The 22,689-nt window shown below is 62.4% G+C and carries 19 protein-coding genes; 13 read left to right on the top strand and 6 right to left on the bottom strand.

Annotation, left to right across the window (positions count from 1 at the left end):
- The first annotated feature begins 14 nt into the window (after positions 1–14).
- Both B3605_RS20650 and B3605_RS20645 read left to right on the top strand, forming a co-directional pair.
- On the top strand, positions 15–1,031 hold the full coding sequence (locus tag B3605_RS20650) for a glycosyltransferase family 2 protein (protein WP_112943690.1): 1,017 nt from the start codon (positions 15–17) through the stop codon (positions 1,029–1,031).
- Positions 1,024–2,520 (top strand): glycosyltransferase family 39 protein, encoded by a 1,497-nt coding sequence (locus tag B3605_RS20645; RefSeq protein ID WP_112943691.1) that lies wholly within the window; start codon positions 1,024–1,026, stop codon positions 2,518–2,520. Before B3605_RS20650 ends, B3605_RS20645 begins: the two co-directional genes overlap by 8 nt.
- 8 nt (positions 2,521–2,528) lie before the next feature.
- Here B3605_RS20645 and B3605_RS20640 read toward each other — a convergent pair whose 3' ends face one another.
- Positions 2,529–3,896, bottom strand: coding sequence for an aspartate aminotransferase family protein (locus B3605_RS20640; RefSeq protein WP_112973529.1), 1,368 nt, complete (start codon positions 3,894–3,896; stop codon positions 2,529–2,531).
- Between the two features lie 83 nt (positions 3,897–3,979).
- On the opposite strand from B3605_RS20640, the gene B3605_RS20635 reads away from it, so the two are divergent.
- Positions 3,980–5,332: a glutamine synthetase family protein gene (locus B3605_RS20635; protein WP_112943742.1), complete on the top strand. Its 1,353-nt coding sequence runs from the start codon at positions 3,980–3,982 to the stop codon at positions 5,330–5,332.
- Here the strand turns inward: B3605_RS20635 and B3605_RS20630 are convergent.
- Positions 5,329–6,273, bottom strand: a complete 945-nt coding sequence (locus B3605_RS20630) for a diacylglycerol/lipid kinase family protein (RefSeq protein WP_112943693.1) — start codon at positions 6,271–6,273, stop codon at positions 5,329–5,331. The genes B3605_RS20635 and B3605_RS20630 overlap by 4 nt on opposite strands.
- 299 nt (positions 6,274–6,572) lie before the next feature.
- On the opposite strand from B3605_RS20630, the gene B3605_RS20625 reads away from it, so the two are divergent.
- Positions 6,573–7,790 carry an MFS transporter gene (locus B3605_RS20625; protein WP_112943694.1) on the top strand — a complete coding sequence of 406 codons (1,218 nt, stop codon included), beginning with the start codon at positions 6,573–6,575 and terminating at the stop codon, positions 7,788–7,790.
- A 4-nt stretch (positions 7,791–7,794) separates the two neighbouring features.
- Here the strand turns inward: B3605_RS20625 and B3605_RS20620 are convergent, their stop codons facing one another.
- Positions 7,795–8,166, bottom strand: a complete 372-nt coding sequence (locus tag B3605_RS20620) for a winged helix-turn-helix transcriptional regulator (RefSeq protein ID WP_112943695.1) — start codon at positions 8,164–8,166, stop codon at positions 7,795–7,797.
- Positions 8,167–8,269: 103 nt separating this feature from the next.
- Here B3605_RS20620 and B3605_RS20615 point away from each other — a divergent pair, with 103 nt between their 5' ends.
- Together B3605_RS20615 and mgtE are read left to right on the top strand one after the other, a co-directional pair.
- On the top strand, positions 8,270–9,283 hold the full coding sequence (locus B3605_RS20615) for a zinc-binding alcohol dehydrogenase family protein (RefSeq protein WP_112943696.1): 1,014 nt from the start codon (positions 8,270–8,272) through the stop codon (positions 9,281–9,283).
- 320 nt (positions 9,284–9,603) lie between these two features.
- On the top strand, positions 9,604–10,980 hold the full coding sequence (gene mgtE / locus B3605_RS20610; protein WP_112973527.1) for a magnesium transporter: 1,377 nt from the start codon (positions 9,604–9,606) through the stop codon (positions 10,978–10,980).
- A gap of 41 nt (positions 10,981–11,021) precedes the next feature.
- Here the strand turns inward: mgtE and B3605_RS20605 are convergent, their stop codons facing one another.
- On the bottom strand, positions 11,022–11,642 hold the full coding sequence (locus tag B3605_RS20605; RefSeq protein WP_111561050.1) for a L,D-transpeptidase: 621 nt from the start codon (positions 11,640–11,642) through the stop codon (positions 11,022–11,024).
- A 173-nt stretch (positions 11,643–11,815) separates the two neighbouring features.
- On the opposite strand from B3605_RS20605, the gene B3605_RS20600 reads away from it, so the two are divergent.
- A complete protein-coding gene (locus tag B3605_RS20600) occupies positions 11,816–12,052 on the top strand; it encodes a type II toxin-antitoxin system VapB family antitoxin (RefSeq protein WP_112943698.1) in 237 nt (78 codons plus the stop codon).
- Positions 12,049–12,414, top strand: coding sequence for a type II toxin-antitoxin system VapC family toxin (locus B3605_RS20595; protein WP_112973526.1), 366 nt, complete (start codon positions 12,049–12,051; stop codon positions 12,412–12,414). The genes B3605_RS20600 and B3605_RS20595 overlap by 4 nt, the downstream gene beginning before the upstream one ends.
- On the opposite strand, the gene B3605_RS20590 is transcribed toward B3605_RS20595, so the two are convergent.
- Positions 12,405–12,905: a GNAT family N-acetyltransferase gene (locus B3605_RS20590; RefSeq protein WP_112943743.1), complete on the bottom strand. Its 501-nt coding sequence runs from the start codon at positions 12,903–12,905 to the stop codon at positions 12,405–12,407. The genes B3605_RS20595 and B3605_RS20590 overlap by 10 nt on opposite strands.
- 43 nt (positions 12,906–12,948) lie before the next feature.
- The gene (locus tag B3605_RS20585; RefSeq protein WP_296435830.1) at positions 12,949–14,613 is read right to left on the bottom strand and encodes an electron transfer flavoprotein-ubiquinone oxidoreductase; all 1,665 of its coding nucleotides are present in this window, start codon (positions 14,611–14,613) and stop codon (positions 12,949–12,951) included.
- A gap of 256 nt (positions 14,614–14,869) precedes the next feature.
- On the opposite strand from B3605_RS20585, the gene B3605_RS20580 reads away from it, so the two are divergent.
- From B3605_RS20580 to B3605_RS20560, 5 genes are all read left to right on the top strand, one after another.
- Positions 14,870–15,658, top strand: coding sequence for an SDR family oxidoreductase (locus tag B3605_RS20580; protein WP_112943701.1), 789 nt, complete (start codon positions 14,870–14,872; stop codon positions 15,656–15,658).
- Between the two features lie 210 nt (positions 15,659–15,868).
- A complete protein-coding gene (locus tag B3605_RS20575; RefSeq protein ID WP_112943702.1) occupies positions 15,869–17,137 on the top strand; it encodes an efflux RND transporter periplasmic adaptor subunit in 1,269 nt (422 codons plus the stop codon).
- Positions 17,134–20,250, top strand: coding sequence for an efflux RND transporter permease subunit (locus B3605_RS20570; protein ID WP_112943703.1), 3,117 nt, complete (start codon positions 17,134–17,136; stop codon positions 20,248–20,250). The genes B3605_RS20575 and B3605_RS20570 overlap by 4 nt, the downstream gene beginning before the upstream one ends.
- Before the next feature lie 165 nt (positions 20,251–20,415).
- Entirely contained in the window at positions 20,416–21,708 is a 1,293-nt protein-coding gene (locus tag B3605_RS20565) for an Hsp70 family protein (protein ID WP_112943704.1), read from the top strand.
- Positions 21,709–21,767: 59 nt separating this feature from the next.
- The gene (locus tag B3605_RS20560) at positions 21,768–22,649 is read left to right on the top strand and encodes a uracil-DNA glycosylase (RefSeq protein ID WP_112943705.1); all 882 of its coding nucleotides are present in this window, start codon (positions 21,768–21,770) and stop codon (positions 22,647–22,649) included.
- Positions 22,650–22,689: the final 40 nt, after the last annotated feature.

The following is a 22,689-nucleotide window of genomic DNA, read 5'->3' as shown; positions in this document are numbered from 1 at the left end:
AGGAGAAATACGTGTTGCAGACAACGGCAGAAACACTTTCAGGCGCGATCAACGCCGCTGCTCCCGTCGAACTATCGCTGGTCGTCCCCGTCTTCAACGAAGAAGAAAGCGTTGGCCCGCTGGTCGATCGCATCTGCTCGGCGATGACCCGCTACCCCAACCGCTGGGAGCTCATCCTGGTCGACGATGGCAGCACGGACGCCACGCTCGTCAATGCTCGCAAGCATATCGGCCGCGACGGCCTACAGCTTCGCATCGTGGCGCTGCAGCGCAATTTCGGCCAGACCGCCGCCATGCAGGCCGGCATCGACGCGGCCACCGGCCGCCTGATCGCCACCATGGACGGCGACCTCCAGAACGATCCGAACGACATCCCGCACATGGTCGCCGAACTCGAGCGCCGCGAACTCGACCTGCTTGTCGGCTGGCGCAAGAACCGCCAAGACGGGCTTTTGCTGCGGAAGATCCCCTCGTGGTGCGCGAACTACCTCATCGGCCGCATCACCGGCGTCAAGCTGCACGACTATGGCTGCAGCCTGAAGATCTACCGCACCTCGGTCATCAAGCAGGTGAAGCTGATGGGCGAGATGCACCGCTTCATTCCGGCCTGGGTCGCCGGCGTGGTACCGAGCTCGCGCATCGGCGAAATGGTCGTCACTCATCATGCCCGCGCGCACGGCCAATCGAAATACGGCATCTCGCGCACTTTCCGGGTTATCCTCGATCTGCTCTCCGTGATGTTCTTCATGCGCTACAAGGCGCGTCCGGGCCATTTCTTCGGCTCGCTGGGTCTCGGGCTCGGCGCCTTGTCGGCGCTGATCCTGATCTATCTTTTCTTCGACAAGTTCATCATGGGCAACGATATCGGAGCCCGACCGATGCTCATGGTCGGTGTCGTCCTTCTTCTGTCATCGGTGCAGATGATCACGACCGGGATTCTGGCCGAAATGATCGCGCGCACCTACTACCGTGACGACGTCTCGCCCAACTATATCGTCCAGCGTATCTTCGACGGGAATGAGAATGCGTAATCTTCTGGCGCGCAAGCCGGATGCCGTCGTCTGGCTGATCGCCGGGTATTTTTGCATCCAGTTCATTGTTCGTCTCTTGCAGCCGCACGGCCTGAGATTCGACGAGTCGCAGCAGGCGTTCGTCTCGCAGTGGCTGACGCTCGGCTACGATTCGCAGCCGCCGCTTTACAACTGGCTGCAGTCGATCGTCGTCTGGTTCTTCGGCCTGTCGCTGGCGACAGTGTCCGCGACCAAGAACCTGGTGCTCTTTCTCGTCTACCTGACCTACTACAAGCTTGCCCGCGAGGTGCTCGAGGACAAGCTTTACGCTGTCATCGCGACGCTTTCGCTGCTGACCATCCCTCAGCTCTTCTGGGAAGCGCAGCGCGACCTCACCCACACGGTCATTCAGCTTCTGACGATCAACCTCTTTCTCTACGGCGTGATCAAGACGCTGAAGGCGCCGTCGCGCGGCTCCTACGCCTTCATGGGGCTGGCGCTTGGATTGGGGATGCTGTCGAAATACAATTTCACGCTCGTCGTCGTGGCCGCGATGCCAGCCGTATGGCTGCACCCGCAAGGACGCGCGCGGATCATGGACCGACGTTTCCTGCTGTCGATCGCGCTCGCCGTGCTGATCTTTCTACCGCACGGGCTTTGGCTGCTCCACAATCTCGACATCGCGTCCGGGCGCACGCTTGGGATCATGAAGCAGGAAGCGCCAGACACCGCGTTCGCGAAGCTGGTGCAGGGGCCATTCAAGTTTCTGCGGCTTGTCTTGGTCATCATGGCGCCGACGGTCATCGTCTACGCGATCGTCTTCGGCCGCTCCTTCTGGAATAGCCTTCGCGCATCCTCCGAATGGACGCGGTTCTTCGGAGCGCTGTTCGTCACGATCGCGCTTCTTGTGCTGGTTCTGGTCGTCACGATCGGCATGACCTCGCTGCGCGATCGATGGCTGTTGCCGTTCCTGTTCCTCATGCCGATCTTCTTCTGCTTGAAGATGCAGGCCGCCGGGCATCGCGCGGATAGTCACTTCCGCCGCTTCATCGTCGTGCCGCTGGTTCTGATGATCGTCATCCCGGCGGCGTTGCTCGCCAGGCCGAACCTGCCCACCTTGTTTGGTCGGTACGAGGCCTACAACGTGCCCTATAGCGGCTTTGCCAAACACATTGCTGCTGAGGAGAGCAAGACGCCGGGTCTCATCGTGACCGACAGCTGGCTGCCGGCCGGAAACCTGCATCTGCAGTGGCCGAATGTGCCGCTGATGTCGCGGTTCTTCGACAACATGAAGATCGCCTACGAGTGGACAGCTGACCGGCCGATCCTGCTTGTGTGGATCACCAAGGACAGCGGAGAGGCTTTGCCGCCCCTGCTCGCCGAATGGATCACGCAGAACCTCGGCGAACAGTATAGCGCCGTCGAGGTGAAGAGCACCTCCGTCCCCTATCATCGGGGACGGCCTGAAGATCAGGTTGGTTTCAGCTACGCCTGGATCTATCCGAAGTAAGCGGGCCCTCAGGCCTTGAGCTCTTTCCACGCCGCATCCAGCGCAAGCTTGGCGATGCGTCCCATCTCGTCCACTTCCTCGTGGCTGATGATGAGCGGCGGGGATGCCAGCATGCGGTCGCCGGTGGCGCGCAGAATGAGGCCGTGGGCGAGTGCGTGATTGCGCACGAGCGTGCCGACGGCATCGGGCTTTTCGTAGCGGGTGCGGGTTTTCTTTTCGGCGGCAAGCTGCAGCGCTGCCATCAGGCCGATGCTCTGGACCTCACCGACGAGGTCGTGATCGCCGAGCGCGCCCCAGACCTTCGCGAAGTAAGGGCCGATATCGTCGCGAACGCGCTCCACCAGCTTTTCTTCCTCGATGATCCTGAGGTTCTCCAAAGCGGCGGCGGCGCAGACGGGGTGGCCGGAGTAAGTGAAGCCGTGGTTGAAATCACCGACCTCGTTGATGAGGACATCGGCGACGCGGTCGCTGACCAGCACGCCGCCGATCGGTAGATAACCTGACGACAGGCCCTTGGCGATCGGCGCCAGATCCGGCTCGACGCCGAAATATTGGTGACCGAACCATTCGCCGAGACGGCCGAAGCCGCAGATCACCTCATCGGCAACCAGCAGAATGTTACGCGCCTTGCAGATGCGGGCGATCTCGGGCCAGTAGGTTTCCGGCGGGATGATCACGCCGCCCGCCCCCTGCACCGGTTCGGCCACGAAAGCGGCGACGTTACCCTCGCCGAGTTCGTCGATCTTCGTTTCGAGCTCACGCGCGACCTTGAGGCCGAACTCAGCAGGCGAGAGATCGCCACCCTCGCCATACCAATAGGGCTGGCCGATATGGACGATACCCTCGATCGGCAGGTGGCCCTGCTCGTGCATGTATTTCATGCCGCCGAGGCTGGCGCCGGCGACGGTCGAGCCGTGATAGCCGTTCTTGCGGGAGATCACGATCTTCTTCGACGGCTGGCCGATGGCGCTCCAGTAGACGCGGGCCATGCGGAACCATGTGTCGTTGGCCTCGGATCCGGAGCCGGTGAAGAAGACGTGATTGAAACGCGGGCCGGCATGGGCCGTGACCTTCTCGGCAAGCAGGGTCGTCGGCGTCGTCGTGGTACCGAAGAAGGTGTTGTAATAGGGCAGTTCGCTCATCTGCCGCGCCACCGCCTCGGTGATCTCCTTGCGACCATAGCCGACATTGACGCACCAGAGGCCGGCAAAACCATCGAGATATTTGCGGCCGTGATTGTCCCAGACGTGCACGCCTTCGCCGCGCTGAATGATGCGGGTGCCATCCGCATTCAGCTTCTTCATATCGGAGAACGGATGCAGATGATGAGCGGCATCGATGGCGGCGAGATTGGAGCGCGCGTAAGTATCAGACATGATTTGCTAAACACCCTCGGATATTGAAAGCCTCTTCCCAATGAGCTACGACCTTGACCTTGTCCGAGGGGATTTTCAAGATCATGGCAAGCGACAACATGCACGGCAAAGCTGCGGGTGGCGATCCGCGCATCGAAATCCTGCTGGTCGGCATGAATGGCGACCTGCGCGGCAAGCAGATCCCGCTCGAAGCGCAGAAGAAGGTGTGGGCCGGCGAAGTCCGCCTTCCCTCCTCCACGCAGTCGCTGGATATCTGGGGCGACGACAATGACGACATCACGGGCCTGTCGCTTTCCGTTGGCGATCCCGACGGACAATGCATTCCCGACAAGCGCAGCCTGACGCCGATGCCTTGGGCACCCGAGGGCTCCGTCCAGGTGCTCGCCACCATGCATGAGTTCGACGGCACACCGAGCTTCATGGACCCGCGCGCCATCCTGCAATCGGTGTTGAACCGCTATGCCGAGCGCGGGCTCACCCCTGTTGTCGCCACGGAACTCGAGTTCTATGTGGTGGCGCCGGACTGGCGCGAGACCGGCCGGCCGATGCCGCCGGCAAGCCTGACCTACCTGGGCGATCCGAACGGCTTCCAGCTCTACGATATGAATGCCGTCGATGCGCTCGACGACTATCTACAAACCGTGCGCGCCTACGCGAAGGCGCAAGCGCTGCCGGCGGATGCGACGACGGCGGAATTCGGTCCCGGCCAGTTCGAGATCAACCTTTTGCACCGCGCGGATGCACTGGCCGCCGCCGACGACTGCATCTACCTCAAGCGTATCGTGGAACAGGCGGCGCGAAAGCACGGGCTGAAATCCACCTGCATGGCCAAGCCCTATTCGGACCACGCCGGCTCCGGCCTGCATGTGCATGCGAGCATCATCGACAGCGAGGGCCGCAATATCTTTGATGCCAAGGGTGGCGAGGCAACCAAGCTGAAATCGGTCTGTGCGGGGATGCTGCAGAGCATGCGCGATGCGCAACTGGTGTTCGCGCCCTTCGCCAATTCCTACCGCCGCTTCCAGCCGGGCTCCTTCGCGCCTGTGGATCTCACCTGGGGCTACGGGCATCGCGGAACGGCGATCCGCATTCCCGACAAGAATGGCCCGGCGGCTCGCATCGAACACCGGGTCGCGGGTGCCGATGCCAATCCTTATCTGCTGCTCGCGGCCATCCTGGGCGGCATGCTGCTCGGGCTCGACAATGAACTCGACCCCGGCGAGGAGACGACGCCGTCGCACATGCCCGAGAATACCACAAAGCTGACGCATGACTTCCTGACGGCGGTCGAGACGTTCAGGGCGTCGCCGTTCATCGCGGATGTCTTCGGCGAGGCATACCAGAGGCTCTACGGCGACACGAAGCGGAAAGAAGCAATCACCCACCTCCGCACCGTTTCCGACTTCGACTATCGTACCTATCTGCCGCGTCTCTAGGACGTCGGTTCGCGCCGTTCTGTTTCGTCGACCTGCGCGGCGAGCCCCTGCCTGACGAGTACCTTGAGTTCGCCGGGATGCAGCTTCAGCGCAACGTCGCGGGCGAGCGGCAGGAGTTCGCCGTCCATGACGCAGTTGGCCTTGGAATGCACCTTCGGGAAATGCAGATGCACTTCGGCCGGGTGCATGATCATCACGTCGGCATTCTCCCGCACCTTTCCGCGCAGGAGATCGATGGCGAGCCGCGCCACGCCCCATGGCTTCAAGGGCTTGGCGGTGTAGAAGCCGAGCTCACCCGATGTCAGCGTATCTGCATAAAGCAGCGCATTCTCGCCGAATGGATTGTTCGATACGGACACGGCAGAGACCTTGCGGCGCTCCTTGATGCCGATCGCCTCGAACTCGACCTCGAATTCCGGCGGATTGAGCACGACGCCGAAGGCCGCGCGGGTGCTGGCGCGCATTTTTCCCAGCCGGGACCGATAGCTGTAGGAATTGCGATAGCGCACCATGCGCGCATGCAGGCCGGCCGAGAACTGATGGATGAAGGGGCGGTCGTTGGCGCTGGCGATATCGACATGATCGACCTCGCCCGAAGCCAGAACATCGAGCGCCTGCCAGATATCGAGTGGAATGCGCAGCGATCGCGCAAACAGGTTCATCGTTCCGGCGGGGATCACGCCGAGCGCGACGCCATTCTTCCAGGCAATGGAGGACGCGGCCGAGATGGTGCCGTCGCCGCCGCCGGCGACGATGCCGTCGATGTCGTCGCGCCGCGCGGCACGTTCCATGGCCGGAACGATCTCCTTGCCTGGAAAGACCATCGCCTCGAAATCATGGCCGGCTTCGCGGAAAACCCGTTCCGCATGCTTCTCGTACGCCTCCATGTCGGTCGTGCGAAAAGTGCCGCCATCGCGGTTGAAAAAACCTATAAGCTTCATCGAGTTCCCGTTGCTGATCGGCTGACGCGCCGCCTAGAAATGGTTCGTTCGCGTGCGATTTCAAGCAGATGGCAAGCTAAATGACGCCAGAATGCGCGATCCGGACAAGTAGATCGCTCACGTATGCGCCTGGCGGGATGCTGCGCTGCATAAAACGCACATGACGGCTCCCAACAAATCGTAAATTAATACCGCGTTGGAGCAGGCGCTCCATCTCCCTCATTTTCCGCTTGTCCGTCCGGCAGTGACACTTCATTGCGCGACTGTTCCAAGCCATTGCATGCCGAAGGAGCTCGCGCTTGAGCCAGGTCGCCGTAAACGATTCCATCGCCGACATCTCCGTCTCCGAGGCGCCCTCGCCCATGGCGGTCGCGCTCGTGCAGCTGGCGCTTGCCTGTGGCGGCTTCGGGATCGGCACCGGCGAATTCGCGATCATGGGCCTGCTTCCCAATGTCGCCGGCACGTTTTCCGTCACCATCCCGCAGGCCGGCTATGTCATCAGCGCCTACGCGCTCGGCGTTGTCATCGGCGCTCCCGTGATTGCCGTGCTGGCCGCCAAGATGGCGCGCCGCTCGCTGCTCTTGCTGCTTATGGGCATTTTCGCCGTCGGCAATATCACGAGCGCCATGGCTCCCTCGTTCGAGAGCTTCACCGTGCTGCGCTTCATCACCGGCCTGCCGCACGGCGCCTATTTCGGCGTCGCGGCGATCGTCGCCGCATCGATGGTGCCGGTGCACAAGCGCGCCCGCGCCGTTGGCCGCGTCATGCTGGGCCTGACGATCGCGACGCTGCTCGGCACCCCTGTTGCCACCTTCTTCGGTCAGTCGCTCGACTGGCGCGTCGCGTTCACCGCCGTCGGCGTGATCGGCCTCGTGACCATGGCGCTGATCTGGTACTACGTGCCGCGCGATGAAGTGTCCGAGGGTGCGAGCTTCATGCGCGAACTCGGCGCCTTCAAGCGTCCACAAGTGCTTCTGACCCTTGCCATCGCGGCTGTCGGCTACGGCGGCATGTTTGCGATGTTCAGCTATATCGCCGACACGACGACCGGCGTCGCCATGCTGCAGCCAGGCATGGTCGCCGTGATGATGGTGCTGTTCGGTGTCGGCATGAACGCCGGCAACGTCGTCGGCTCCTGGCTCGCCGACAAGTCGATCATGGGTACGATCGGCGGCTCGCTGGTCTTCAACATCATTGTGCTGACGCTGTTTTCGCTGACCGCCTCCAGCCCGTTCATGCTCGGCCTCTGCGTCTTCCTGATCGGCTGCGGCTTTGCGGCCGGTCCGGCGCTGCAGACCCGCCTGATGGATGTCGCCGCCGACGCGCAGACTCTGGCGGCCGCCTCCAACCACTCCGCCTTCAACATCGCCAACGCGCTCGGCGCATGGCTTGGCGGCCTCGTCATCGCCTGGGGCTATGGCTCAGCTTCGACGGGTTATGTCGGCGCGATCCTGTCTGCGCTCGGCATCGTCGTCTTCGCAGCTTCGCTACGCCTCGACCGCCGCAGCCGCGTCTGAGCGATCACAGGCCGCCATCCCTGAGGTGGCGACCACTGGGGCGGCAGGATATGTTTTCCTCGCCCCATGCGGCCAAGGCCGCGATGACAGGTTTCAATGTCTTGCCAAGCGGCGTCAGCGCGTAGTCCACGCGCGGCGGCACGACGGGAAACACGGTGCGCGACACCAGACCGCATTCTTCCAGTTCCCGAAGCTGCTTGGTCAGCATCCGCTGCGTTACCGATGGCAGCTTGCGGCGCAGCTCGTTGAAGCGCAGCGTGCCCTCCATCAGGTGGAAGAGGATCACGCCCTTCCACTTGCCATCCAGAAAACTCAATGTCGCCTCGACCGGGCATCCGGGGAAATTCTCGGTCAGCTTGTCTCTCGGCAACGACATTTGACGGTATCCTTTTGGGTACTACGTACAGAATTTGTGCATTCTTGCGCACTCTCAACGTAAGACGCATCTAGCATCCGTGCAACAAACACAGGAGTCTTTCATGCGCGCCGTCGCCTACACCACACCGCAGCCCATTTCCGCCGAAACGTCTCTGATCGACGTCGACCTGCCGATGCCTGAGGCTACCGGCCACGATCTCCTGGTCGAGATCAAGGCCGTCTCGGTCAATCCCGTCGACACCAAGATCCGCATCGGCATGGCGCCCGCGGACGGCGAGTTCAAAGTGCTCGGTTGGGACGCGGCCGGCATCGTCAAGGCGATCGGGCCTGATGTGACGCTGTTCAAGGTCGGCGACGAAGTGTTTTACGCCGGCGCGATCAATCGCCCCGGTTCCAACGCTGAATTCCATCTGGTCGATGAGCGCATCGTCGGCCGCAAGCCCGTAAGCCTCGATTTCGCGGCTGCCGCCGCCCTGCCGCTGACGTCGATCACCGCCTATGAAGCGCTCTTCGACCGCCTGAAGGTGCAGGACGCCGTGCCGGGTGCGGCGAACGCCATTCTCATCATCGGCGGCGCCGGTGGCGTCGGCTCGATCGCCATCCAGATCGCCCGCGCCTTGACCGATCTCACCGTCATCGCGACGGCCTCGCGGCCGGAAACGCAGGCCTGGGTGAAGGAACTCGGCGCCCACCATGTGATCGACCATTCGAAGCCGATCGCTGCGCAGATGGCCGCGCTTGGCATCGGTGCGCCGGGCTTCGTCTTCTCGACCACGAACACCAGCGACCACCTGCAGGATATCGTCGAGGCCATCGCGCCGCAGGGCCGCTTCGCGCTCATCGATGATCCCAAGACGCTCGACATCGTGCCCTTCAAGCGCAAGGCGATTTCGATCCACTGGGAGCTGATGTTCACGCGTCCGCTCTTTAACACCGCCGACATGATCGAGCAGCACAAGCTTCTGAACAAGATCGCGGACCTGGTCGATAGCGGCACGATCCGCACGACGCTGAACGAAACACTCGGCGTGATCAATGCGGCAAACCTGAAGACGGCGCATGCGATGATTGAGAGCGGGAAGACCAAGGGCAAACTGGTGCTCGCAGGCTTCTGATGGCGACAGGCTCGACCCTGATGATGAGCATTTCGGCATAAGGAAGCGACTCATCCATCACGCCCACGAAGAAAGCCGCGCGGCCTGCGCGGCTTTCTCGCCGCAACCGCCTCCCCCGCTTGACTTTTTCAGCGTTTGGGACCACCTACAGCATCACGCACGGAACGCCCGTTCCGAGCGGATATCAACGGAGCCATCTCACGATGCCAAGCGACAGTAGTAGTCGATTGCCTTTGCCGTACGCGGCCTTCGTGCGCTGACCGATATCCATCGGGCTCGCCCGTCGGACGCTGCGGCGGATCGACGGAAAGGCGAGCTATATGAACATCAATCGCTTCCCTCTGCGGGCAGGCCATGCCGCCCGTTTCTTTGCCAGCGACAGCCTCGGTGCCATCACCACGGCTGAACGCGTCGAGCGTCTGAACGCGCTCGAAATTCCAGAAGCAGCGGCCATCCTCGCCACGCTGCCGCAGCAGAAGGCCGTCCGCATACTCGGACGCCCCGAGCTGCACCATGCCGCCGCGATGCTGACCGAAATGCCGGTCGAGCAGGCCGCGCGGCTTTTGAACGCCACCGCCAACGACCGCGTCGCCGACCTGTTTCAGGAAATGGACGAGGCCGCTCGGGCACACCTGTTTTCCAAGCTCGACCGCGCGACCTGTCTCGCCGTGCAGCACCTCATGGGCTATCCGCCGCGCACGGCCGGCAGCATCATGACGACGGAATTCGTCAGCGTGCCGGCGACCTGGACGGTCGAAAAGACACTGGAGCATGTCCGCAAGGTCGAGCGTTCGCGCGAGACCGTCTATGCGATCTATGTTCTCGATGTGGAGACACAGGCGCTCACGAGCGTCGTCACGCTGCGCCGCCTCATCAACGGCGAACCGCAGGCGTCGGTGCTGAGCGTCGCGCAACAGGGCGGCATCGTCCGGGCCGATCCACTGATGACGCAGGAAGACGTGGCACGGCTGATCCGCAAGCACAATCTGCTGGCGCTGCCTGTTATTGGCGAGAACGGCCATATGCTGGGCATCGTCACCGTCGATGACGTCATCGACACGATGATCGCCGACCAGACCGAAGACGCGCAGAAGTTCGGCGGCATGGAGGCGCTTGGAAAGCCCTACATGGCGATCAGCTTCGCCGGCATGCTGAAGAAGCGCGCGGGCTGGCTCTGCGCCCTCTTCCTCGGCGAAATGCTGACGGCAAGCGCCATGCAGCATTTCGAAGGCGAACTGGAAAAGGCGATCGTACTAACGCTGTTCGTGCCGCTGATCATGAGCTCCGGCGGCAATTCCGGTTCGCAGGCGACCTCGCTCATCATCCGGGCGCTGGCGCTGGGCGAGCTGAAGCTGTCCGACTGGTGGCGGGTTCTGCTGCGCGAACTGCCGACCGGCATCGTGCTAGGCTCGATCCTCGGCGCCGTCGGCTTTGCCCGCATCATCCTGTGGCAGAATATCGGGCTCTATGACTATGGCGAGCACTGGATTCTCGTCGGCTTCACGATCTTCGCGGCGCTGATCGGGATCGTGACGTTCGGCTCGGTCGCAGGCTCGATGCTGCCCTTCGTGCTGCAGAAGCTGCGGCTCGATCCAGCCAGCGCCTCGGCACCCTTCGTTGCCACGCTGGTCGACGTGACCGGGCTGGTGATCTACTTCTCGGTGGCGCTGCTGATCCTCAGCGGCACGTTGCTGTAAATAGGAAAACGGGGCCGCTCGGCCCCGTTTCTCATTGTCGTTCAGGCCGTTGCCTGGATGACGACGACCTGCGCGCCTGGCTCTACGCGCTCGTAGAGATCGATGACGTCGTGGTTGAGCATGCGAATGCAACCGCTCGACATGGCAAGGCCGATCGACTGCGGCTGATTGGTGCCGTGAATGCGGAAATGCGTGTCGTTACCGCCGCGATAGAGATAGATGGCGCGGGCGCCGAGCGGGTTGTTCGGGCCACCCGGCATGCCGCCGGCGAGCTTGCGGTAGCGCTCTTCGCGGCGCTGCATGTTTTCGGTCGGTGTCCAGCTTGGCCATTCGGCCTTGCGTCCGACATAGGCACCGCCTGCAAAGGCCAGCCCTTCCCGACCGACGCCGACGCCATAGCGCATCGCCTGGTTATCACCGAGGATGTAGTAGAGGCGGCGGGCGGGCGTGTCGACGACGATGGTGCCCGGGCTGTAGCTCGAGGCGTAGCTGACCTGCTGGCGACGAAGCTCCGGATCGATCTTGTCGATCGGCATGGCCGGCAACGGAAACTTCTCGGCCGGAATGGCCGCGTAGTTGGCGCGATGATCGGGACCGCTCGAAGCGCAGCCGGCGAGAAGCGCGGAGACGCCCAGAACGAAACCACGGCGGGAAAGCGACATCGAAGCAGATCCTTAACGTTCGGTTGATGAGACCGAGGTTACGGAGATTATGGTTAATGAACTGCTAAGCGGCTGCCTGCGGTAACGTACTCGTTAAGAGGTTGTGACGTGCGTCTCGACATCGGTTGCGCGAGGGCGCATCATTAGATGCACGATTTGATGCGGAGGCTTAAATGCGAACGACGGTGACGCTGGACGACGATTTGATCAAGCGTGCGCAGGAGGTGACTGGGATCACCGAACGTTCTGCCTTGTTGAAAGAGGCTTTGACTCGCCTGATCCAGCAAGAGGCAGCACGTCGCTTGATTATGCTCGGTGGCAGCGCTCCAGATTTGAAAGCACCCCCGCGCCGTCGGTGGAATGAAGACGGCACTTGGGGTGGGAATGTCGACATGGATTTGCCGGAGTGATCCTGCTCGACACATCACTCTGGATCGATCACCTGCGAAAGAACGACGGGCAGGTCGAATTCCTGCTCAAACGCAATCAGATACTCGTTCATCCGTTTGTTATCGGAGAAATCGCACTTGGGTTCATGCCGCGTTACGACGCGACGATAAAAGCGCTAAGCGAGTTGCCTCAAGCCAGCGTGGCCGACAATGATGAAGTGCTAGTGCTCATTAGTCGGCACGCCTTGATGGGAAGCGGTATTGGCTATGTCGATGCGCATCTTCTGGCATCCGTGATGTTGTCTGCAGGCTCGCGTCTCTTTACCCGCGACAAACGTCTTGCTCGAATCGCGACCGCACTAAGCGTCGGCTTTCAACCGTGAGCCAGTTGCCCTAGTTTTAGCAGCATGGCCACGCGCCGTTGCGGGTCCATGCCGTTGCTGATCTCATCATCGATCTTCGCCCGCAGAAATGGCGGCATGTCCTGGCCGTCTACGGTTTGAAAGCCCATGGATTGGTAGAAAGGTGCGTTGAACGAGACATGGCGGTCCGTCGTCAACGTCAGCGCGGAAAGCCGGCGTGTCCTTGCCATGTCGACCGCGTGGGACATCAGTTGCCGGCCGACGCCCTTTCGTTGCCAGTCCCTGCTGACATCGAGCTCGATCACATAAAGCGTGTCGTGGATTTCTTCCGCCGCGAGGAAGCCGACCGGGTGATCGTCGCTGTCAGCGGCCACGATCAGCAGGCCGGCTTCAAACGCTTTTCGCAGGATAGCGTGCGGCAAGGCATGCGCGGCGTCGGAGATGCCCAACGCCTCCGCCAATGTCGCGAAGGCGTCGAGTTCTATCTCGGTCAGGCGCGGCAGTTCTCCCAAGCGCGCCTGCCTGATCTCAAGCGTAGCGCTCATGGCTTATGCCTTACATGTTCGGATAGACCGGCCCCTCGCCGCCCTGCGGCGGAACCCAGTTGATGTTCTGGTTGGGGTCCTTGATGTCGCAGGTCTTGCAGTGGACGCAGTTCTGGGCGTTGATGACGTAGGTCTCCTGCCCGTCCTTCTCGACCCACTCGTAAACACCGGCAGGACAGTAGCGCGTCGAGGGACCGGCGAAGATGTCGTGCTCCGACGACTTCTGCAGCGCCATGTCCTTGACCTTCAGATGCACCGGCTCGTTTTCCTCGTGATTGGTGTTCGACAGGAACACCGAGGAGAGGCGGTCGAAGGTGAGTACGCCGTCGGGCTTGGGGTAGTCGATCGGCTTGTGCTTGGCAGCCGGTTCCAGGGATGCGGCGTCGGTCTTGCCGTGGCCGAGCGTGCCGAAGAAGGAGAAGCCGAGGAGCTGGTTGGTCCACATGTCGAGACCGCCGAGTGCGACGCCGATGGCCGTGCCGAACCTCGACCACAGCGGCTTGACGTTGCGGACCTTCTTCAGGTCCTTGCCGATGTCGCTTGCGCGCCATTCGTTCTCGATCTCGATGACCTCGTCATTGGCGCGGCCTGATGCGATCGCGTCGGCGATCCTGTCGGCCGCCAGCATGCCCGAGAGCACGGCGTTGTGGCTGCCCTTGATGCGGGGGACGTTGACGAAGCCGGCGGAGCAGCCGATCAGGGCGCCGCCTGGGAAGGTCAACTTCGGCACCGACTGGTAGCCGCCCTCGGTGATGGCGCGGGCGCCGTAGGAGAGCCGCTTGCCGCCCTCGAAGGTGGTGCGGATCGCCGGATGGGTCTTGAAGCGCTGGAATTCCTCGAAGGGGAAGAGATAGGGGTTCTTGTAGTTCAGGTGCACCACGAAGCCGACGGCGACGAGGTTATCTTCCAGGTGATACAGAAACGAACCGCCACCGGTCTTCATGCCGAGCGGCCAGCCGAAGGAATGCTGCACGAGGCCTTGCTTATGGTTCTCCGGCTTCACCTGCCAGAGCTCCTTGATGCCGATGCCGAATTTTTGGGGTTCGCGGTCCTTCTGGAGATCGAACTTGGCGATCAGCTGTTTCGCGAGCGAGCCACGCACGCCTTCGCCGATCAGCGTATATTTGCCGAGCAGTTCCATGCCGCGAGTGAAATTCGGGCCGGGCTCGCCGTTCTTCTCGACGCCCATGTCGCCGGTCGCGACACCGATGACGGCGCCCTGGTCGTTGTAGAGCACTTCGGTGGCGGCAAAGCCCGGATAGATCTCGACGCCCAAGGCTTCCGCGTGGCCCGCCAGCCAACGACAGACATTTCCAAGCGAGACGATGTAGTTGCCGTGATTGCTCATCAGCGGCGGCATGGCGAAGTTCGGCAGGCGGATGGAACCGGCCGGACCGAGCAGCAGGAAGTGATCGTCCTTGACCTCGGTCTTGAAGGGATGATCGGCCTCCTCGCGCCAATCGGGCAGCAGGCGGTCGATACCAACAGGATCGACGACGGCACCCGACAGGATATGCGCGCCGACTTCGGCGCCCTTCTCCAGCACCACGACGGAGAGTTCGGGATTGACCTGCTTCAAACGGATCGCAGCCGAAAGGCCGGCGGGGCCGCCGCCGACGATCACGACGTCGAATTCCATGCTTTCGCGTTCAGGCAGTTCAGTCGCTTCGGTCATCCGTCATTCTCCGCTCGGCCGGCTTTGCGGCCATAATTCCCCGTGTGTAGGCTATCTCTTGGCAAAACATGGCTGGATTGTCGAGCCGGGAAACGACAGCCATACCCCATTTCGCGCAATGATATTCCTCTTCACAAAAGAACTACATGACGCTTACGTCAACGTCAATAAATGAACCTGTTTCGGCCATGTCGCGGCCTTTCCTTTTGATCTTACCGCGCCCTATAAACGGAGCGAACAACAGGAGACTTCAAAAATGGATCTGGGCATCAAGGGCAAGCGCGCGCTCGTGCTGGCATCGTCGCGCGGACTTGGCCACGGCATCGCGGTCGCTCTGGCGCGCGAAGGCGCCAATGTGCTTTTGTGCGGACGCAGCGGCGAAACGCTGGAGGCGAACTGCAAGGCGATCAATGCCGAGGGCAAGGGCAAGGCCGACTGGATCTGGGCCGATCTTTCGGAAGAGAACTTCGTCGAGACAGTGACAACAGCAGTCAAGAGCAAGCTCGGCGGCGTGGACATCCTGATCAATAACACCGGCGGCCCGACGCCCGGCACCACCGAGGACATGACGGCCGAGCGGCTGGAGACCTATTTCTTCTCGATGGTGCTCCGGGTCATCACGCTCACAAATACGCTGCTCCCCGGCATGAAGGAACAGGGATGGGGCCGCATCCTGACGGTGGCGTCCTCGGGCGTGATCGAGCCGATCGGCAATCTCGCGCTTTCCAACACGCTGCGCCCAGCGCTCGCCGGCTGGAGCAAGACGCTGGCCACCGAAATCGGCCGCTTCGGCATCACCACGAACCTGCTGCTCCCCGGCTCCATCCTGACGAGCCGGCTCGACGATCTCGATGGCGCCGCCGCAAAGCGCACCGGCAAAAGCATCGAAGACATTCGTGTCGTCAAGGAAGCGGCCATCCCGGTCGGGCGATATGGGAAGGTGGAGGAGTTCGCGGCGACCGCCGCCTTCCTGTGCAGCCAGCAGGCGAGCTATATCACCGGCAGCCTCGTGCGCTGCGATGGCGGCGCGGCGCGATCCCTCTGATCGCAAACGACAATCGGGCGTCAGCCGCTGGCGCCCGACCGCGGTTGCGTCACATTCACGCGATCGCCCGCAGTTTAGAATATGCGAACATTACGAAAATTTAAGCCATTCTAACCACTTAGTGATGCCCCTGTCGGGATTGTGTCTTTTTCGTGCCGCAATAAAAGTGGTTGAATAAGTCATACTCAACAGCCCCCGACCGGTATCAACATGAAGAAACTCTGGATCACCACCTGCCTTGTTGTCGCAGCCGGCTTCGGCGCGTGGCACTATAAGGATCGCATTCCCTATCTCTCGCAATTCGGACCGAAACCGACCGCGCAGGCCGACGCCTCCGGCGGCAAGCAGGCGGCGGGCGATGGAGCACAGCAGGGCGGCGACCAGAAAGGCAAGGGGCGCAAGGGCGGCGGGCCCACGCTGGTGAAAACCGTGGCCGCCGTGAAGACCGTGCTGCCGCGCGATGTGACCGCATCCGGTTGGGCGGACGCCGACGACAACACGACGATCGCCGCGCAGGAACAGGGGCTGGTGACCGAGATCATCGCCAGCGATGGCTCCTCCGTCAAGCAAGGCGACCTCATCGCCAAGCTCGACAACCGCACGGCGCAGGCCGCAGTCGACAAGGACAATGCGATGATCGTGCGCGATACCGCAACGGTCGCGGAGGCCGAAACGGCGCTCACCCGCGCATCCGATCTCCTGACGTCGAAAGCCGGCACGCAGCAGACCTACGACCAGGCTAAGGCCGCGCGCGACACTGCCGTCGCCACTGTGCAGGCGGACAAGGCGACGCTCGCCTCCGATCAGGTACTGCTTGAGCATACCGACATCCGGGCGCCCTTCGACGGCCGCCTTGGTGACATCGCCGTCAGCCCCGGCGCCTTTGTGACGGCAGGCGCGACGATCGTGACGATTGCGAAATACGACCCGATCTATGTGAAATTCCACCTGCAGGAGCGTGACCTCCGGCAGCTGAAGTTGGCACTCGCCGCAGGCCCCGTCGACGTGACCACCGTGCCGCCATCGGGCAAGGGCAAGCCGCGCACCGGGCACATCAGCTTCTACGACAACACCGTCGACACCGCATCCGGCACCATCCTCGCCAAGGCGAAATTCGAGAATGCATCGGGCGCGCTTTGGCCGGGCCAATCCGTCAACATCGTCGTGCATTTCAACAACAACGAACAGCAAATCGTCGTGCCGACGGTGGCGGTCAGCCCCGGCGCCGATGGCTTCTACTCCTTCGTCGTCAATGACGGAAAGGTGCGGCTGGCGCCCGTCACCGTCGCCCGCGCCAATGGCGGCTATACGGCGATCTCGGCCGGCCTTTCGGAAGGCGACCATGTGGTCATCGAGGGACAGGCGCAGCTCGTCGACAAACAGGCGGTGAAGGAAGAGTTCGATAGCAAGGCGATCAACGTCGCCTCGGCGGATCAGCCGAAGTCAACGGAAACCATCGTGGCGGGCACGGAAGAATGATACCAAATTTCTGTATCCGGCGCCCCGTCGCCACCACGCTTCTCGCCATCGGCGCCGTGCTTGCCGGCATCGCCGGCTACCAGCTCGTGCCGGTGGCAGCCCTGCCGCAGGTCGATTTCCCGACGATCAACGTCTCGGCGTCGCTGACCGGCGCCTCGCCGAAGACCATGGCAACCTCGGTCGCGACACCGCTGATCAAGCAGTTCGAGACGATCCCCGGGATCAGCGAGATCAGCGCCACCAACTCGCTCGGCAATACCAGCATCGTGCTGCAGTTCGATCTCAACCGCAGCATCGATGCGGCTGCCGCCGACGTTCAGGCGGCGATCTCGCATGCCACACGGCAGCTGCCAGACAACATGACGACGCCGCCGAGCTATCGGAAGACCAACCCGGCAGACGCGCCCGTCATGCTGCTTGCGGTGCAGAGCGATACGATGCCGCGCAGCAAGCTCGACGATGTCGCGGAAAACATCATCTCGCCCTCGCTCTCCACCCTGCCCGGCGTCGCCGAAGTATCGGTCTTCGGCGCGCAGACCTATGCCGTGCGCGTCGAGGTCGATCCGAACAAGCTGCTGAACCGTGGCCTGGGGATCGATACGGTCAACAAGGCGATCCAGGCTGCCAATAGCCAGGTGCCCGTCGGCACCTTGCAGAACAACAGCCAGAGCATGACGATCACCGCCGATACGCAGCGGACAAATGCCGAGCAGTTCCGCACCCTCGTCATTGCCAACCCCGGTGGCGCGCCCATCCATCTTGGCGATGTCGCCGACGTTGAGGATAGCGTCGAGAACCAGAACACCGGCAGCTGGTACGACGGCAAGCAGAGCATCATCCTGGCAATCCAGCGTCAGCCGGATGCCAACACGGTCGCCGTGGTCGATGCGATCAATGCGAAGCTGCCGGCGCTGCATGCCGAAATACCGGGATCGGTGACGACGCAGGTGATGAACGATTCGGCCAAGCCGATCCGCGATGCGATCTCGGACGTGAAATTCACGCTGTTCCTGACGATCGGCCTCGTCGTTCTGGTCATCTATCTCTTCACCGGCCACCTGACGGCGACGATCATACCGGGCCTTGCCGTGCCGCTTTCGCTGATCACCACCTTCGGCATGATGTATGTGCTGGGCTACAGCGTCGACAACATCTCGCTGCTCGGGCTGACGCTTGCCGTCGGCCTTGTCGTCGACGATGCCATCGTCATGCTCGAAAACATCTTGAGGCACGTCGAGGACGGGATGCCGGTTCTCGAGGCGGCCATCAAGGGATCGGGCGAAGTCAGCTATACGATCATCTCCATGTCCGTCTCGCTGATCGCGGTCTTCATTCCGATCCTTCTGATGGGCGGCGTGGTCGGGCGTATCTTCAACGAGTTCGGCATGGTGGTGGCGATCGCCATCGTGGCATCCGCCATCGTGTCGCTGACGGTCACGCCGATGCTCGCCTCGCGGCTCGGCAGCGGCCATAGCCAGCCGCCCTTCTTCATTCGCTGGTTCGATGCCGGCTTCGAGCGGACGCTGCGCGGCTACGACCGCTCCGTTGCCTGGTGCCTGACACACCGTCCGGCCATCCTTGGACTGTTTCTCGCGTCGGTCGGATTGACGGTCTACCTGTTCATGACGCTGCCGACGAGCTTCTTCCCGACGGAAGATATCGGCCGCCTCAACATCTCGACCCGCGCCCGCCAGGATATCTCCTATCCGGCGATGAAGGATTTGCAGAACCAGGCGGCAGCGCTCGTCAAGCAGAACCCGGCGGTCAATCACGTCATGTCGATCGTTGGCGGCAATGCCCGCAGCCCGCTCAACAACGGCACGATGTTCGTCGAACTGAAGGACAAAAAGGACCGGCCGCCGCTCGATCAGACGCTGCGCGAACTGCGCGCCAGCATCAGCAAGATACCCGGCTTGCAGGCCTTCATCACGCCGCAGCAGAGCCTTCGCTTCGGTGGACGGCAGACGGCCAGCCAGTATCAGCTGGTGGTGCAGGCGCTGAGCGCGGACCAGACAAACCTCTGGGCCAACAAGATCCAGCAGGCCATGCACGGCGATCCGCGCTTTACCGACGTGACATCGGACGCGCAGAACAACGCGCTGCAGGCCGAGATCAAGGTCGATACGGAAAAGGCCGCCGCCTTCGGCATCACCGACGACCAGCTGCGCACGACGCTGCAAGAATCCTTCGGCGGCTATGCGGCGGCGCAGATCCAGTCGACCGGCGACAGCTACGACGTGCTGGTCGAGTATGACACCAACGCGCCCTGGGATGACCAGAAGCTGCAAGACATCCGCGTGGCGTCGTCGAGCGGCGCGCTCGTTCCGCTGTCGAACTTCGCGACAGTGGAGCGCACCACTGGTCCGGTAACGATCAACCAGACCGGCCAGCTCGTCTCGACCACCGTGTCGTTCAACCTGCCTGCCGGCGAAGCGCTCGGCGATGCAACAGCTGCGATCGACCAGATCAAGAAGGACATCGACATGCCCTCGGACGTCTTCACGTCCTATGGCGGCACGGCGCAGATCTTCGAGCAATCGCAGGGCAATACGCCTCTTTTGATCTTGGCGGCGGTGCTGACGATCTATGTCGTTCTCGGCGTCCTCTACGAGAGCTTCATCCACCCGCTGACGATCCTCTCCGGCCTGCCGGCGGCCGCCCTCGGCGCTCTTCTGGCACTGAGGGTGATGAACTTCGACCTGTCGATCATCGCGCTGATCGGCCTCCTGATGCTGATCGGCATCGTCAAGAAGAACGCGATCATGATGATCGACGTGGCGCTGGAGAACCTGCGATCCGGCACCGGCATGACCTCGTCCGAGGCCATCCACGAAGCCTGCGTACGGCGTTTCCGGCCGATCATGATGACGACCTTCTGCGCGCTGCTCGGCGCGCTCCCGATCGCGCTCGGCTCGGGCGCAAGCTCGGAGCTTCGCCAGCCGCTCGGCATCGCCGTCGTCGGCGGCCTCATCGTCAGCCAGGCGCTGACGCTGTTCATCACGCCGGTCATCTTCGTCGAGATGGGACGGCTCAGTGACTGGTTGCTCAGCCTTGGGCGGAAGAAGACAGAAGAACAACACGAGGAGCCCACACGGGCCATCGCAGCGGAATGATCGAGACGGGCGCCCATCGGCGCCCGTTTCATTTTGCGTTTGCGCGTCTTGAATAAGACAGACCGCTGTGGCATCACGCGCCCTCTTGAATTCGGGCGTCCCTTGGCGCCCCGGCGGAGCAATTGCTCCAGTCTCCAGCAACGATCGACATTGAGAGGTGCGAGCATGGCTCAAGCGCTAGGTTTGGACTTTGGCACGACCAACACCGTACTTGCCACCGCGGACGGCAAGACCACGCATTCCTTGGGCTTCACCAGCTCGGCGGGCGAAAGCGACAGCATGCGCACGGCGCTGTCCTTCATGAAGGACGGCAAGCTCGGCGCTTCGGCCCTGAAGGTCGAGGCAGGTCATGCGGCGATCCGCCAGTTCATCGACAATCCCGGTGACTGTCGCTTCCTGCAGTCGATCAAGACATTCGCCGCCAGCGCCCTTTTCCAGGGCACGCTGATCTACGCCAAGCGCCACAGCTTCGAAGACCTGATGGAGGTCTTCATCCGCCGCCTCAGCAACTATGCGGGCAACAACTGGCCGTCGGACGTGGCACGCATCGTCACCGGCCGGCCGGTGCATTTCGCCGGCGCGAGCCCCGATCCGGTGCTGGCGACGCAGCGCTACAACGAGGCGCTGTCGCGCTTCGGCTTCCCGGAGGTGCACTATGTCTACGAACCCGTGGCAGCCGCCTTCTACTTCGCGCAGAACCTGAAAAGCGACGCGACGGTGCTGGTCGCCGACTTCGGCGGCGGCACGACCGACTATTCGCTGATCCGCTTCGAGACCGTCGCCGGCCAGCTGAAGGCGACGCCGATCGGCCATTCCGGTGTCGGCATCGCCGGCGATCACTTCGATGCGCGCATCATCGAAAACGTCGTCGCGCCTGAAATTGGCAAGGGGAGTCATTTCAAGAGCTTCGACAAGATCCTTGAAGTGCCGACCAACTACTACTCCAGCTTCAGCCGCTGGAACCAGCTGTCGATCTTCAAGACCTCGCGCGAATACGAGGACCTGAAGAAGCTGGTCCGCACGGCGCTCGAACCCGAGAAGCTGGAGCTCTTCATCGACCTCGTCGATCATGACGAAGGCTATCCGCTCTACCAGGCGGTCTCGGCCACGAAGATGGCGCTGTCGGCCTCCGAGGAAGCCGAGTTCAATTTCTCGCCGCTCGGCCGCGCCGGAAAGCGGATGGTGGCTCGCGCCGATTTCGAGAGCTGGATTTCCGACGATCTCGCGCGCATCGAAGGCGCGCTCGACGATGTGCTGGAAAAGACCAATACGGAAGCGGGCGCGATCGACAAGGTGTTCCTCACCGGCGGCACTTCCTTCGTTCCGGCGGTGCGTCGCATCTTCACCGAGCGCTTCGACACCGATCGCATCGAGACCGGCGGCGAGATGCTGTCGATCGCGCACGGTCTGGCGCTGATCGGCGAACGCGACGATATCGCGCAATGGACGGTGCAATAGGCCGGGATGTGTCGGCTGCGCACTTTCATTGAGGCCCAGGCTTCGGTAATGTCGCGCCCATGATCTCCGTCAACGACCTCTCTCCAGGCGAACTCGCAGCCCTTCTGCATTTCCATGCGGATGCCGGTGTCGAGTGGCTGCTGGAGGACGAGGCTGTAGATCGCTTCGCCGAGTTCGAGGCGATGAAAGCGGCGCGCCGCAGCGCCGCCCCTGCCCCACAAGCGGAAGCGCGCGAGACCACATCCCGCGCACCAGCGGCTTCCGCACAACGCGGTGCGCCCCAGCCTGAGCGCTCGGCGCAACGGCCTCAGCCGGCGATCCCTGACGGCGAGGCGATCCAGCAGGCGCGGTTCGCCGCCGAGAGCGCGCGTTCGCTCGCGGAGCTGAAGACCGCGCTCGAGGCCTTCAATGGCTGCAATCTCAAGCACAGCGCACGCTCGACGATCTTCGCCAGTGGAGATGCTGCGAGCGGCATCATGCTGATCGGCTCAGCGCCCGGCGCGGAGGACGATCGCGAGGGGCAGCCTTTCGCAGGGCGTCCCGGCCAGCTGCTGGACAAGATGCTGGCCGCGATCGGGCTCGACCGCGCCGGCATCCTGTTGACCCAGGTCATTCCGTGGCGCCCGCCGGGCAACCGCGTAGCCTCCCCCGCCGAGATGGATATCTGCCGCCCCTTCATCGAGCGGCAGATCGCGCTTGCCGAGCCGAAAGTGATTCTCCTGCTCGGGAACTTCGCAGCTCGGGTGTTTTTTGGCGAAGGCGACACCATTCACGGCTTGCGCGGCCAGTGGCGCGAAATTGCCGCAGGCGACCGCGTCGTCCCAGCCATTGCGACGCTGCATCCGCAGGACCTGTTGACGGCGCCGGTCAATAAGCGCTTGGCTTGGAACGATTTATTGGCTTTTCAGGCGAAACTGACAGAAATCAATTCTGCCTCCTAAATAACCAACATTGACAGATTTGCGACGAGACCCATGCGCA

Origin of the sequence: Rhizobium sp. UBA1881 (genome assembly GCF_002338015.1) — a bacterium.
Lineage (GTDB): Bacteria > Pseudomonadota > Alphaproteobacteria > Rhizobiales > Rhizobiaceae > Rhizobium.
The sequence above is the reverse complement of the archived record's forward strand: the minus strand, read 5'-3'. Positions and strand labels throughout refer to the sequence as shown.

Bases quoted from the DNA above. Each gene is read 5' to 3' on its own strand.
- B3605_RS20585 (WP_296435830.1), bottom strand. From the start codon at position 14,613: ATGACCGAAGCGACTGAACTGCCTGAACGCGAAAGCATGGAATTCGAC.
- mgtE (WP_112973527.1), top strand. From the start codon at position 9,604: ATGAACATCAATCGCTTCCCTCTGCGGGCAGGCCATGCCGCCCGTTTC.
- B3605_RS20640 (WP_112973529.1), bottom strand. From the start codon at position 3,896: ATGTCTGATACTTACGCGCGCTCCAATCTCGCCGCCATCGATGCCGCT.
- B3605_RS20630 (WP_112943693.1), bottom strand. From the start codon at position 6,273: ATGAAGCTTATAGGTTTTTTCAACCGCGATGGCGGCACTTTTCGCACG.
- B3605_RS20565 (WP_112943704.1), top strand. From the start codon at position 20,416: ATGGCTCAAGCGCTAGGTTTGGACTTTGGCACGACCAACACCGTACTT.
- B3605_RS20580 (WP_112943701.1), top strand. From the start codon at position 14,870: ATGGATCTGGGCATCAAGGGCAAGCGCGCGCTCGTGCTGGCATCGTCG.
- B3605_RS20645 (WP_112943691.1), top strand. From the start codon at position 1,024: ATGCGTAATCTTCTGGCGCGCAAGCCGGATGCCGTCGTCTGGCTGATC.
- B3605_RS20600 (WP_112943698.1), top strand. From the start codon at position 11,816: ATGCGAACGACGGTGACGCTGGACGACGATTTGATCAAGCGTGCGCAG.
- B3605_RS20615 (WP_112943696.1), top strand. From the start codon at position 8,270: ATGCGCGCCGTCGCCTACACCACACCGCAGCCCATTTCCGCCGAAACG.
- B3605_RS20635 (WP_112943742.1), top strand. From the start codon at position 3,980: ATGGCAAGCGACAACATGCACGGCAAAGCTGCGGGTGGCGATCCGCGC.
- B3605_RS20570 (WP_112943703.1), top strand. From the start codon at position 17,134: ATGATACCAAATTTCTGTATCCGGCGCCCCGTCGCCACCACGCTTCTC.
- B3605_RS20575 (WP_112943702.1), top strand. From the start codon at position 15,869: ATGAAGAAACTCTGGATCACCACCTGCCTTGTTGTCGCAGCCGGCTTC.
- B3605_RS20605 (WP_111561050.1), bottom strand. From the start codon at position 11,642: ATGTCGCTTTCCCGCCGTGGTTTCGTTCTGGGCGTCTCCGCGCTTCTC.
- B3605_RS20620 (WP_112943695.1), bottom strand. From the start codon at position 8,166: ATGTCGTTGCCGAGAGACAAGCTGACCGAGAATTTCCCCGGATGCCCG.
- B3605_RS20560 (WP_112943705.1), top strand. From the start codon at position 21,768: ATGATCTCCGTCAACGACCTCTCTCCAGGCGAACTCGCAGCCCTTCTG.